Source organism: Alkaliphilus metalliredigens QYMF (assembly GCF_000016985.1).
In the GTDB taxonomy this organism is placed as follows: domain Bacteria; phylum Bacillota; class Clostridia; order Peptostreptococcales; family Natronincolaceae; genus Alkaliphilus_A; species Alkaliphilus_A metalliredigens.
The window spans coordinates 3,762,266-3,775,271 of the sequence record NC_009633.1; the positions used below are offsets into that span (position 1 = coordinate 3,762,266).

At 36.4% G+C, this 13,006-nt stretch carries 13 protein-coding genes; 3 read left to right on the forward strand and 10 right to left on the reverse strand.

Annotation, left to right across the window (positions count from 1 at the left end; genetic code table 11):
* Positions 1-46 precede the first annotated feature (46 nt).
* Both AMET_RS18010 and AMET_RS25165 read right to left on the reverse strand, forming a co-directional pair.
* Positions 47-397: a hypothetical protein gene (locus AMET_RS18010; protein WP_012064745.1), complete on the reverse strand. Its 351-nt coding sequence runs from the start codon at positions 395-397 to the stop codon at positions 47-49.
* A gap of 46 nt (positions 398-443) precedes the next feature.
* Positions 444-656: a DegV family protein gene (locus AMET_RS25165; RefSeq protein ID WP_242661323.1), complete on the reverse strand. Its 213-nt coding sequence runs from the start codon at positions 654-656 to the stop codon at positions 444-446.
* A gap of 208 nt (positions 657-864) precedes the next feature.
* Here AMET_RS25165 and AMET_RS18015 point away from each other — a divergent pair, with 208 nt between their 5' ends.
* On the forward strand, positions 865-2,502 hold the full coding sequence (locus tag AMET_RS18015) for a M20/M25/M40 family metallo-hydrolase (RefSeq protein WP_012064746.1): 1,638 nt from the start codon (positions 865-867) through the stop codon (positions 2,500-2,502).
* 171 nt (positions 2,503-2,673) lie between these two features.
* On the opposite strand, the gene AMET_RS26650 is transcribed toward AMET_RS18015, so the two are convergent.
* From AMET_RS26650 to pssA, 8 genes are all read right to left on the reverse strand, one after another.
* Entirely contained in the window at positions 2,674-3,111 is a 438-nt protein-coding gene (locus AMET_RS26650) for a hypothetical protein (protein WP_012064747.1), read from the reverse strand.
* Between the two features lie 347 nt (positions 3,112-3,458).
* Positions 3,459-3,854, reverse strand: a complete 396-nt coding sequence (locus tag AMET_RS18025) for a LapA family protein (RefSeq protein WP_012064748.1) — start codon at positions 3,852-3,854, stop codon at positions 3,459-3,461.
* 116 nt (positions 3,855-3,970) lie between these two features.
* The gene (locus tag AMET_RS18030) at positions 3,971-6,166 is read right to left on the reverse strand and encodes a family 10 glycosylhydrolase (protein WP_012064749.1); all 2,196 of its coding nucleotides are present in this window, start codon (positions 6,164-6,166) and stop codon (positions 3,971-3,973) included.
* Positions 6,167-6,533: 367 nt separating this feature from the next.
* On the reverse strand, positions 6,534-6,692 hold the full coding sequence (locus tag AMET_RS26325; protein ID WP_012064750.1) for a hypothetical protein: 159 nt from the start codon (positions 6,690-6,692) through the stop codon (positions 6,534-6,536).
* Between the two features lie 273 nt (positions 6,693-6,965).
* A complete protein-coding gene (gene rlmD, locus AMET_RS18035; RefSeq protein ID WP_012064751.1) occupies positions 6,966-8,321 on the reverse strand; it encodes a 23S rRNA (uracil(1939)-C(5))-methyltransferase RlmD in 1,356 nt (451 codons plus the stop codon).
* Positions 8,322-8,332: 11 nt separating this feature from the next.
* Positions 8,333-9,064 carry a pseudouridine synthase gene (locus AMET_RS18040; RefSeq protein WP_012064752.1) on the reverse strand — a complete coding sequence of 244 codons (732 nt, stop codon included), beginning with the start codon at positions 9,062-9,064 and terminating at the stop codon, positions 8,333-8,335.
* Positions 9,065-9,143: 79 nt separating this feature from the next.
* Positions 9,144-9,695 carry a DUF6648 family protein gene (locus AMET_RS18045; protein WP_012064753.1) on the reverse strand — a complete coding sequence of 184 codons (552 nt, stop codon included), beginning with the start codon at positions 9,693-9,695 and terminating at the stop codon, positions 9,144-9,146.
* 97 nt (positions 9,696-9,792) lie between these two features.
* Positions 9,793-10,308, reverse strand: coding sequence for a CDP-diacylglycerol--serine O-phosphatidyltransferase (pssA, locus tag AMET_RS18050; RefSeq protein WP_012064754.1), 516 nt, complete (start codon positions 10,306-10,308; stop codon positions 9,793-9,795).
* 506 nt (positions 10,309-10,814) lie between these two features.
* Between pssA and fba the strand changes: the two genes are divergently transcribed.
* Together fba and AMET_RS18060 are read left to right on the forward strand one after the other, a co-directional pair.
* Positions 10,815-11,744 carry a class II fructose-1,6-bisphosphate aldolase gene (gene fba, locus AMET_RS18055; RefSeq protein ID WP_012064755.1) on the forward strand — a complete coding sequence of 310 codons (930 nt, stop codon included), beginning with the start codon at positions 10,815-10,817 and terminating at the stop codon, positions 11,742-11,744.
* Positions 11,745-11,866: 122 nt separating this feature from the next.
* The gene (locus AMET_RS18060) at positions 11,867-13,006 is read left to right on the forward strand and encodes a hypothetical protein (protein WP_012064756.1); all 1,140 of its coding nucleotides are present in this window, start codon (positions 11,867-11,869) and stop codon (positions 13,004-13,006) included.

Sequence of the window (13,006 nt, forward strand, 5' to 3'; positions counted from 1 at the left end):
GACCTATCTCTTGAATGAATGAAGCAAAGCCCTAGACCAGTATCCTCTAGGGCTTTGCATATTTTTCAATAAAGAGTGGTTCAATGACAACTGTCATTCTCTTACCAATGGCTTCATATCCCAAGCTATTTGGATGTAACCCATCGAAGGACATATTTTCTTGAAAAAACACCCTGTTTATTTCTTGGATCAGGTCTTCCTTCACTTGGGTACCAATGCTGCTTTCTCCCATCATAGTTGATCGTATACCCCACCTTTCCTGAAGTATGTCGATTGCCTTATTCCTATTTTCCACTTCCCATGTGATAAACTGTTCATTTAACAGATCCTTTACTTCCAGTTTTTTCACAATACTTCCTTTTTGAATGATGTTATGAACCCCATCCCACCATTTCATTCTGTTCACTCATATGATATCTTAGCTAAATACCCATTTTATGACCTCAAAACCTAATATAATATTGACTCTCAATAAATATACTTATCAAATTAGTAAAGAATCCAATAAATGCACTGGCATTAGTTAATCTACCACTCTTTATCAAATGGTTCAAGTCGTTCACTGATAAAAAATACTTCACATTGGTTTTATAGGTTTCATTAACGTCTACCAGCCCTTGTAAATTAGCACCCTGTCCCTTAGCCCTTTCTATCAATGAAAAAATTGAACAGTATGATTACATTAATACATCATTCGACTTTATATATGTGAAAATTGTTGAAGCTTGTCCTTTTAGAAATCGTATCTATTGTAAATTTAACTATCATCCGGTGGGTTAATTTACAGAGATTCACTGTTATTTAAGCTATGCTATGTTAAAATGACATTATGAAATCAATTTGATACCTAGAAAGGATGTTATTATGTTTGAAGAAAAAATTCGTCCGTTATTTCTTCGCCTTTTGGCGACACAAAGTGATACAAATACCCTGAGAGAAACCTATATTGAGGAGCAGATTTTACACTGGATTAAGGAGCAGCCCTATTTCAGTGAAAATAGTGATCTCTGTGGCACCCATCCCATCGACAATGATCCCTATGAAAGAAATGTGGTGTGGTCATTGGTCAAGGGAAAAGGTAGTCAAACCATCGTCATGATCCATCATCATGATGCGTTAGATATTGAAGACTATGGAAAGTTAAAACCCATGGCCCTAAGGCCTGATGAATTAGAAGAAGCATTAAAAGAGCGTCGCCTCCCTCCTCAAGCAAAAAAAGATCTTGAATCTGGAGAATGGACATTTGGTAGGGGCACTGCAGATATGAAGTCAGGGGCTGCCATCCAATTGGTTTTAAGTGCTCATTTCTCAGAGGACAAAGATTTTTCTGGTAATATCCTCTTACTCAGTGTACCGGATGAAGAAACCCTATCAAGAGGTATGCTCAGTGCCGTTTCTTTAATGACTTCATTAAGAGACGAGTATCAATTAGAATATATACTGGCGATCAATAGTGAGCCTTATTTTAATCAAACAAAGGGTAAGGCCCTATTTTATGAGGGCTCTGTTGGAAAAGTGATGCCTGTGCTTTATGTAAAGGGGGTTAAAAGTCATATTGGGCAACCCTTTAATGGTATGAACCCCTCCTTAGTACTTGCAGATCTACAGAAAAAAACTGAACTCAATGTACAGCTTTGTGATTTGCATGGCAATGAAGCTACGCCCCCCCCTGTTTGGGTAAATCTAAAGGATCGTAAAAAAGCCTATGACGCTTCTATTCCAGAGGCTGCTACAGGTTACTTTAACTGGTTAACCTTTACTCGATCTCCTAAAAAAATTATGGACCAATTGGTTTCCTTATCCCATAGAACCTTAAGAGATTCTCTGATTCACTTTAAGGATGCCTATGAAAATTACTGCAACCTGATTGGGGAAGAACCAGAGGAAATCTCCTTTGACCCTAAGGTCTATACCTTTGAAATGATTTACAATACGGCCATGAGTAAAAACAAAGCTCTCTTTGAAGAAGCCTATGGTGCTTTTTTAGAGGAAATGATAGTCGCATTACACGAAAATATCATCACCCTTCCAGAGGCCACTACCCGTTTGATTGAATTTGTTGCGGAATGGATTGATTTAGAGGGGCCTTCCATAGTGATTGCCCTATCTGGCCCATACTATCCCCATATCAATAACCAGTTAATTAATCAGAAGCTCCCCTTTTCCCTTGAAGAAATCATCAACAGGATTTCAGTGGAAAAATACAATTTAACCTTTGAATCCAAAGGCTTTTTCATGGGAATCTCTGATTTATCCTATGCTTCTTGGGCAGGTAAAACAGAGGATACTGAGTTGATAAAGGCCAATAGCCCGGGGTGGGATGTTATCTATCATATTCCCTTTAAGGATCTCACCACCCTGAAAATGCCGGTGGTCAACATTGGTCCTTGGGGAAAGGACCTCCATCAAATAACCGAAAGAGTCTATACACAGGATGTTTATGAAAGAATCCCCACCATCATTAAAGGTTTGATTTTGGAATGTTTTTCACCAACTGAATAGCAGTGAATAATGCTTTATAACAAAAGACTTCAAACCGCCACTTAGCTATGTGCTGGTTTGAAGTCTTTTATTTGTAACTCTATTATTAAAGAAACAGATTTGATTGAAGCCTTGCAAAATGCTACAATTGCTGGAGCCGCCCTAGACGTTCAAGACCCGGAGCCTCCAGCGTTAAATAATCCATTGTTCACCATTTCCGCCTTCAATGACTCGCTCTTCATAATAGCTACTGTTCACGTCGTCATATCTTACAGTATATTGTGTACTCCCATCCCGAGGAATTTCTATCTTCTGAATGAAGGCGCTAATGGTTGTGGCTACTCCCTGATTATCTAACACCTCTTCACTCCAAAGGTTCCCAGCTACTAAAGGAGCCTGAATCAAAGTAATCTTATTGAATTTTGAATCAAGCATAGTCTCTTCGCTCTTTTCTTGAACTATTTTATTATCAGTAATGATATATTTAATATTAATATTTCGATCCATAGTACTTTCCCCACCAGAGGGGTCACCTACTTCACCACGAATCACATATTCTCGTTTTTCACCTTCATCAATAATCTCTTCAATTCGCATTTGATGACTATATTCTGCAAAGCCATCGTACATCCAAACAAAACCACTAGCTTGAGGTAATAATGCTGCTAGCTGTTGATTCTGATTTATCGTATCATTGTAGTTTAATATATACTTCCTTTATCCACAAATACATTACCACTGTAGACTTAATACAAGAAAATACCAACCAATTTTTACCACTTCACTAAGTTAATTGCCATATTTTACATATTAACATTCCTTAATGAACATCACTCAATAATCCCTTCATTGTTGCAAGGAACGGCTAATTTCACATACATAGAAAAAACAACCTCATACATCTTTAAGGTTGTTTGGATAAAATACAGTTCCTCCCTAATAGTCATTTTGCTTACTATGGAGAGTGTATCACTTCGCTACTTTATATCATTTGAATTCTCTTGATTATTGTTATTCATCTCAGACATTTCTTTTTGTGTCGCCTCTTCTTGCTCCCTTAACAATCTATTTTCTTCCTCTAATTTTCCCCTTTGAATTTTCTCTTCTTTTTCCTTTAATATTCTCTCTGCTTCCTCTGATTTATGAATTGTTTTCGTTAAATTCCGGATTTTTATATTTGATTTTATTTGTTTTACCATACTTAACAGTAAAACAATAATCGCACCAAAAATAGCAGATATTAATATGACCAACGCTTGTGAAATACTATGCTCTACAAATAAAAAATTAATCGTTACAATCGCAGAGTTTTGCAATGCAAATACGACAACCAGCACAGAAAACAATAAGGAAAATATAAATGCTACTGACATTAACCCTCACCCCTTAATCTTATTTTATATATGTGGAGATAAATTATTAGTCCCCTTTACTAAATACCCTAAAAAAAACCAATTAAGCATTCCGCTTAATTGGTTTCTTTTACTCTTTATTTTGAAAGCAGGTTGTATAGTACCTGTACTGCCTCTGCTCTTGTGGTGGCATGCTTAGGCTTAAGGTTATTGCCATCTCCTTGAACAATTCCAGCTTCCACAAATAATTTCATTGCTTTTATTGCATAATTAGCAATTTCACCTGTATCATTGAACTTCTCAAAATCCCTACCATTATTACTTATCTTTGGTAGTTGTTCTAATTTATCTAATACACTATATAGGATTACAATCATGTCTTGCCGTGTGATTGTGGTTTCAGGTAAGTAAAGATTATTACCCACACCCGATACAAGTCCAAGTCGTTTTGCGGTTCCAAGGTATTTACTATAATACTTATCACCGGCATCAGAGAAGTTGCCAGTGACATGAGAGTCCAGTTCTAATCCATAGGATTTCATCACCATAATGAGAAAATCAGCCCGGGTTACGTTATTTTTGGGGGCAAATTTGCCTCCTCCTACACCATTTACAATCCCTCTTTCGTAAAAGCTATCAATGGCATTGATTGCCCATGCTTGTTGTTCTCCTACATCACTAAAGTAGGCGGATTGATTTATACTAATGACAAGTTCGTTACTTTCATGATGCAATCTGTCCAGGGCAGTCACAAGATAGGTTGTTTTTGCAATATCATTATTTTCCTTGTCTATGAATTCTTGAAGTGCCTTATCACTTTTTCTTACTGTACTGATAAGCTTTAGAGCACTTGCATCAGTGTTAATGTTGATTTCACTTCCTTTATTGATTCGATAAATTGCATAATATGCCGTATTAGGGTCCTTGTCAACCCACGACAGCTTGGTTCCATTGGAAAGGGCCTCTATCCTCCCTTGGGTAGGACTATGAGGTGCTTGCCCGCCCCTCCAGGGCATAACAGGGACCAGTGCCTTTGTTGACCACAGGTCCTCTTTCATGACGTTGACAACCTGCTGCTTATTGCCGTGATTAAAGTTCTGAAATCTAAACATAATACTGCCCATGACTTCAGGTTTCATCGTATTATATTTATGCTGCCGAACAAACTCTTCAACTGCATGGTTCCCTTGAAAATATTGGTCAGCATTATCATTTACCTTATAAAGGGCCTGTCCAATATATAAGTGAACATTTTTTCCCCTCACAACGTTTGACCACCAGTTGGCAACTTCACCGTAGGGGGCACTGGGGTTAGCAAATGTAAAGTAAACCTGGGGAGCAATATAGTCTATAATCTCTTCTTCTACCCATTTTTTCGTATCTGCAAAACTCCTGTCATAATTGGGTAGCCCAGCACTAGTATTTGAACCATTGAGGTGTCCATCCTTTTTATTTGCCCAAACCCCCGCGGGACTGATTCCAAATTTTATCCATGGCTTTGTTTTTCTTATTTCATTTGAAAGCTCTTTCACAAGCAAATAGGTATTGTTTCTTCTCCACTCCCCTAGGTTTGAAAATTGGCCTAAATTGTATTGACTAAAGGTATCTTGGTCTTCTAACTCTCCCACATGTTTTTCATAATAGAAATAATCATCAAAATGAATTCCATCTACATCATAATCATTCACGACTTCCATGGTTCTTTTAATGACCCATTCTCTGGCTTGGGGAATACCTGGATCTATAACAAATCTAGACATAGCGGATTTGACCCAATCGGGATGTTCCTTGTAGACACTTTTCTCTATATTAAGGGACTCTATTGTAGAATCATTCATGTACATGGATATCCTATAGGGATTAAACCATGCATGAAGCTCAAGGTTCCGTTTATGTGCTTCTTCTATGGCGAAGGCTAAAGGGTCAAAACCAGGATCCTTCCCAAATGTACCCGTTAGATAACGGGACCAGGGTACAATATTTGAGTTATAAAAAGCATCCCCTTCAGGACTCACCTGAAAGAAAACAGCATTCATATTCATTTCAACTGATTTGTCTAAAATCGCAATTAACTCTTCCTTGCTTTTTTGGATTCGCTCTTTATCATTTTTTATTTTTGCCGTCTCTACTGATGGCCAATCTAAATTGATAACAGTGGAAATCCAGGCTCCTCGAAGGTGCCTTTTTGTAACAGGCGTTTCCCTTGGTAGGTATTGGTTGTACTGGTCCCATGGTTCTTCGATTGCAAAACTATGGAGTGGTAAAGCCGTAATCATCAATATACCCACAATGCAAATACTAATCAATTTACTCACTTTATTTTTAGTTAACATTTAAATCCCCCTCTATATCTACAAGCTGTGATTTAATCTAAGTATCTTAAACCACATTAAACATAAATGTTAATGTGGCTAAGGATCATTATACTAAAGTTTCACATCAATTCATACACCTTACCAATTGGAAAACATTTCAAGCCTTACTATATCAGTAAAAGCCTCACTTTATCAATCATAAAAACTTGCCTATTTATGATTAGACGATTGATAATTGGACTTTGTTCCATTGGTACATACTGTGAGTAGGCTCGAATGATCTTATGAAGATCAAAATGTTCGTACTCAAAAAAACAAAAAAGGCCGAGGAACGCCCTCAGCCCTTAGGGTTATTTATCATAACCAATTTTCATCTGGATATTTTCTACTTATTAAGTGCTCCGCCTCGTTTAGTATTTTTAAATCCTTGGCCATTACTTGCACTTTTTTTATTCTGTGTTTCGTTACCAGCACCTTGTTGTGCACTTTTTTTCTTTTTTTCTTCAATTAACTTTTTCATTTGTTCAATATTATTATTTGACATATATTAACACTCCTTTTATTTTAACTTCGCTTCTCTTGGGAAAACTTTGCATAAGACGTACATCTACTTACTTCGTAAGCAGTGTTACGGCTTCAGCAGACTGATTCTTGCCAATCGGTATCGCTTTGCTCTACCTCTTGGGAATCAGGTTGCATAAGACGTACATCTACTTACTTTGTAAGTAGTGTTACGGCTTCAGCAGACTGATTCTTGCCAATCGGTATCGCTTTGCTCTACCTCTTGGGAATCAGGTTGCATAAGACGTACATCTACTTACTTTGTAAGTAGTGTTACGGCTTCAACGTGAGGGGTATGGGGGAACATGTCCATGCATTTCACTTTTTTTACTTGGTAGCCATGTGCTTCTAGCATGGCCAAGTCTTTTACCATACTTTTAGGGTTACAGGAGACATATACTATCTTTTCTGTATTAAAGTCAATAATGTCCTGTAATGCTGCAGCATGAATTCCTGCCCTTGGTGGATCCAGTATAATGATGTCTGGCTTATCATTAAGTTCTTTAATCTTTTTCTTCACATCTCCTGCAATGAAATGACAGTTCGTTAGCCCATTTAGTTTGGCATTTTCGTTGGCAGCTGTCACTGCATCTTCAACAATTTCAATACCAATCACTTTTTTAGCCTTTTGCGCTACAATCTGTCCTATTGTACCCGTTCCACAATAAAGATCGAAAACAACTTGATCATCAGCCTGTCCAACAAAATCTCGAACAATTGAGTACAGCTTCTCTGCTCCAAGACTATTGGTTTGAAAAAATGAAAATGCCGAAATTTTGAACCTAAGCCCTAATAGCTCTTCTGAGAAATAATCCTGTCCAATAAGTACATCGGTTCGATCACTTTGAACCATATCAGCAAGGTTGTCATTAAACGTATGTAAAGAGCCTACTAACTTTCCTTTTAAAGAAAGTGCTTTGATTTCTTCAACTAAACCTTCTATGTTAATGTCGGATTGTGTGGTTGTTACTAAGTTAATTAATATTTCTTTAGTATAGTGAGCCTTTCGTACAACTAAGTGTCTTAAATATCCTTCATGTCTCGTGGAGCTATAATGAGGTATTTCTCTTTGCTTAAAAAATTCTAAGATCACGGTTAGAATACTTCTGAAATCTTCGTCCATAATTAAGCATTGGTCCACTGTCACAATATCGTGATGTTTTCCTCTTTTATGCATCCCTAATGTTAGGGGTCCTCCTTTTTCTTCATCTCCAAAGGAAAACTCCATCTTATTTCGATACCCAAAGGCTTCAGGACTTCCTTCGATGGGTAGCCAATTTTCATATTGAATGTTATCTTCTTCAAAAAGCCGTTTTACTTGGGCTTCCTTTTCCTTTAGCTGATGCTCGTAGGCAATCCCCTGCTGAAAGCATCCCCCACATTTTCCAAAATGGGCACAGGTTTCTTGGTTCTCCATAGGCGACCTCTCTAAGATTTCTAAAATCTTGCCTTCTATTTTATTCCTACGTGCCTTATTAATAAAGACCCTCACTTTTTGCCCCTTGATACCATGCTTAACAATTACTTTGTTACCATCTACAAGGCCATAGGCCTTTCCACCATATTCAGTTTCTTCTATGATAAATTCCACTACTTGCTTTCTCTTTAGCACAAAGTTCACTCCTAAATTTTATCTCCATTTTTTAATCCTTGAAGCTCCTCTTCGGATAGTTCTCTGTATGTACCTAAATCTAGGGAATTATCAAGCATTAAGCTCCCCATAGATAATCTCTTTAAATAGACCACTTCTTTATCTGTGGCTTGAAACATTCTCTTTACTTGATGATACTTCCCTTCATAGATCGTTACCTCTACTTCAGAAATTTCATCTGCCTTTAATATCTTTAGTTGAGATGGCATGGTCTGAAGGTTTTCTTCAATAAAGATTCCTTTTTCAAATGCCTCTACATCTGCATCTGTTACGACACCCTCAATCTTTGCATAATAGGTCTTGGGGACATGTTTTTTGGGAGATAACAACTGGTGGGCTAGTTTCCCATCATTGGTCAGCATCAATAGTCCCTCTGTATCCTTATCTAATCTGCCTACTGGGAACACATCAAATGCCTGGTATTTACTTTCTAATAGATCTACAACCGTTTTCTCTTTGAAATCCTCAGTGGCAGAAATCACATCCTGGGGTTTGTTCATCATTATGTAAACAAACTCCCGATAGTATATTTCCTCTTCCCCTACTGTGATCTTATCATTTTCCGGTTCTACATGCTGGCTACTACTCTTCACCACGGCTCCATTTACTGTCACGACTCCCTGTCTACAGAGCCTTCGGATGTCACTTCGACTCCCATGCCCTAGGTTCGCTAATATTTTATCTAATCTTTGTGTTTTTGCCATTAAATCGACTCCCTACTTTCATAATCATTTCTCTGCTGAAAGGACGTAAGTATCCTATGGGTTTAGTCTTATTTTATCATTAGTATTTCTCATTAATATAGTTTTCAATTAAGGAATTCTTAATTACTTCACTGAAAATCTGTTCATCTTCCAATCGCTCTCGTAGCCAAGCACTTTTAGAATGTAGGATGACACCCTTATGACCTTTAAAAACAATTTCATATAATTGGTCTTTCAGATAGGATGATTTTGTACGTATATAATATACTTCAACACCTCGAAATTCTTCTACTTCAAGGGCAGCCATGGTTGATTTATCTTTTTGATAGTAATACTGGTTAACCCGTTGCAAATATTCTCGTTGCTTTTCTGAATGCTTGCCGTATTTTTTGATTTCCTTAGCTTGTAAGTAACAGTACTTTGCCATCATATTGTAATATTGATAATTATAAATCGCCTTTTCAAAGCTGTCCATTTTTTGAAATGGTTTGATGTCATTTTGTTTCATATAAAAGTAGCTTTCTTCAATATATTCTTTTTTTGTCATATCGCCATTTTTATATTGGACAATGAAGGCTTCTCTTTGTTGAAAAAAATCTTTAAATATATTTTGTCTCGGTACGTATTTCAATGTCAACACCCTTTATTATGTTTCCTCTTATTATATACGGTTTAGAATCACACTCTTTTTAGAAAGATGAAAGACTCCTCTGATTGGGAGTCTTTGTTTATCTCTTTTTTAATTTAATCCTTTTTGAAATCATAGAATAGGATAAAAAGAGCATCATGATACTCACAAAATAAATGCTTGTGGGATAATTTATGGAATATAATGTCATTAGTGCCACAATGCCACCACTGGCTGTAATGGGAATCCCCATGTATTCACCATCAAATTCCATAATATTGAATCGAGCTAATCGGTATGCTCCTGCGATAGCAAAAAGAACAATAATAACAATTCCAACTGCGCCAATGTCTACTAATTGAAAACTCCATATTAAAATAGCTGGTGCCACTCCAAAGGAAATCAAATCACATAGTGAATCTAATTCCTTTCCAAGCTCACTTTCTACATCCAGCTTCCTGGCTAGCTGTCCATCAAAACGATCCATGAAAGCTGCTACAAGAATTAATATTGCTGAAAGCGTATATGCTTCCCCTAATATACTTATGATTGCAAGTATCCCAAGGGTTAGATTGAAAAAAGTAAATAAGTTCGGAATGTGGGCCTTTACCTTCAATTAATTCACCCTCCTAAAATAGTTTTCCTATATTGTTCTAGTTTAGACTTTGAAGAAAATATAATAACCTCCTCAAGGTACAATATAAATATGCGGACTCAACTTCTATTGATATATTTATATTATATACTTATATGATCACTTTGGCAAAAAACCTGTTTCTATTATTTTACTTCATTTCGTTGAATATTCATAGTCATAAATTATATTTTTAACTTAAATGACTTAATTTACTCTAATATGCATCATATTTTCAGGATAAACTAGACATCGATCCTCTACCATATAGAAATTCTGCTTAAATTCAGTCTATCTTTTAACTACTTGGCTGTTCTTTATCCCTATGTATAGTATAATATGAATTGGATTAATCTAATGTAACATGATCGTTTCTTAATCCTACTCGGACTATTTATGTCCCCGTTGACGCTAATTGTCACAGTGTGGTAAAATATAGGAAAATAACCAAGGTTTCTTTCATGATTAATTATTTAGGAGGAATAACAATGCCATTAGTAACGAGTAAAGAGCTTTTTGAAAATGCCTATAAAGGCAAATATGCCGTTGGCGCTTTTAACGTCAACAATATGGAAATCATTCAAGGAATTGTAGATGCTGCCAAGGAAGAAGGTTCTCCTATTATTCTACAAGTTTCAGCAGGCGCAAGAAAGTATGCTAATCCTATTTACTTAAGAAAGTTGGTTGAAGCGGCAGTTGAAGACACCGATTTACCCATTGTTTTACATTTAGATCATGGTGATAGCTTTGAAATTTGTAAGCAATGTATTGATGATGGTTTTACATCTGTTATGATTGACGCATCTCATCATTCTTTCGAAGAAAACATTGAAATCACTAAAAAAGTTGTGGATTATGCCCACAGTAAAGGGGTTGTGGTTGAAGCTGAACTGGGTCGATTAGCTGGAGTAGAAGACGATGTCAATGTCAGTGCTGAAGATGCCAGCTATACCAACCCTGAACAAGCCGTTGAATTTGTTAAAAGAACTGGAGTGGACTCTCTAGCTATTGCAATTGGAACAAGTCATGGCGCATATAAATTTAAGGGAGAACCTAAGTTAGACTTCGATCGATTAGCTAAAATTTCTAGCCTACTTCCTAACTTTCCTCTTGTGCTCCATGGGGCATCTACTGTATTGCCTGAGTTTGTCGAGATGTGCAATCAGTATGGTGGTAATATTCCAGGGGCACAAGGGGTGCCTGAAGAGATGCTGACACAAGCTGCTTCCCTTGGGGTATGTAAGATTAACATAGATACAGATCTTCGATTGGCTATGACTGCAGCCATCCGAAAAGAATTGATCGAGAATCCAGGCGAATTTGATCCAAGAAAATACCTAGGACCTGGTAGAAATGCAATCAAAAAAATGGTTCAACACAAAATTAAAAATGTTTTAAAAAGTAGCAATTCCATCTAACTTCAATTCCGTGATTAACGTGTCTAGTCTATACTAGGCACTTTTTTCATTTTTCAAAGGAATTTTTTCCTCAAATATGGCCATCCTAGGAATATATCCATATTCTACTTTGCTTTTAACATTTGAAAGGAGGGGTTATCATTAAATCCTTCAATCAAACTCTAAATTATCTAGTATTAGGGGTCGCATTTTCAGGACTTTTTTTCAACTTTGCCATTCTTTCTATGTTTGATGAATACTTCTTAGACAATCATTCATCTTATAATTGGTTGATTTTAATTTTTGCACTGACATTACTGATCTCCGGTATGTTTATGAGCCATTTTGATGGTTTATTAGTAATGAAAAGAAAAACCATCACAACGATTGTTTTTCTAATATTAATCTTTTCTACAGGATGGCATACTTCAACAACCAGTTCCTTAGGATTAGGGCTATTTCAAATATTAAATGGCATTTGCATCACGTATTTGATATTAAATAGCGTCATATCCATCACCACTGTTAATCAACACATTGTTGAATTTCCACTATACATTAGTATTTTAATCATTCTTTGTGCCATGGGAACACTTATCATTAACAGCCTATTATCTGTTTTGGGTGCACCTCATTTTATATTCTTACTATTGATTTTTTCCTATGTTTTTATAGGTACATTACAGTTGCTTCTTGGAGAATCACTTCTTGAGACGAGATCTATACAGAAGCTACCCTTTGCACTTCAATCTAACCTATCATTGGTTTACTTAATTCCATTCCTATTTTCCTTCTCCATTACAACATTATATTTAACTGATTTTTTTCCACCACTAAGTTGGGATTCCATACTCATTATGGGCTTGATTATACTGTGTTTTACACTTCAGCACAAATCACTAAAAGTCCTGAAACATCCTTTTCAGCTCACTACTGTGGGTATTTTAATCTCTGCATTAATTTTACCCCTCACCTCCATCTTGGTTGAGGGATTGCTATATCTTACTGTCTTAGCTGTTTTAGGTTTATCCCTATCCTCCATTTATTATAGTGGTATGTATATTATTGCTGATTCTCTGAAAATATATAATCAGTTCACTTCTCTGGGATTCTTTTATTGCAGTCTATTAGGCGGTTTTATTGGCGGTTATTTAGTCCAAGATCTAATGGGTCTATTCCCTATGTCTTCTGTGTTCTCTCTAAGTTTCCTTTTAACTGGAGCTAGCATTTTTTATATTCGTCAATTGGCAAACCACCAATCCCAATTAAAAATACCGAGATAA

Bases quoted from the DNA above. Each gene is read 5' to 3' on its own strand.
- AMET_RS18010 (WP_012064745.1), bottom strand. From the start codon at position 397: ATGAAATGGTGGGATGGGGTTCATAACATCATTCAAAAAGGAAGTATT.
- AMET_RS18015 (WP_012064746.1), top strand. From the start codon at position 865: ATGTTTGAAGAAAAAATTCGTCCGTTATTTCTTCGCCTTTTGGCGACA.
- AMET_RS26650 (WP_012064747.1), bottom strand. From the start codon at position 3,111: ATGTACGATGGCTTTGCAGAATATAGTCATCAAATGCGAATTGAAGAG.
- AMET_RS18025 (WP_012064748.1), bottom strand. From the start codon at position 3,854: ATGTCAGTAGCATTTATATTTTCCTTATTGTTTTCTGTGCTGGTTGTC.
- AMET_RS18030 (WP_012064749.1), bottom strand. From the start codon at position 6,166: ATGTTAACTAAAAATAAAGTGAGTAAATTGATTAGTATTTGCATTGTG.
- AMET_RS26325 (WP_012064750.1), bottom strand. From the start codon at position 6,692: ATGTCAAATAATAATATTGAACAAATGAAAAAGTTAATTGAAGAAAAA.
- AMET_RS18040 (WP_012064752.1), bottom strand. From the start codon at position 9,064: ATGGCAAAAACACAAAGATTAGATAAAATATTAGCGAACCTAGGGCAT.
- fba (WP_012064755.1), top strand. From the start codon at position 10,815: ATGCCATTAGTAACGAGTAAAGAGCTTTTTGAAAATGCCTATAAAGGC.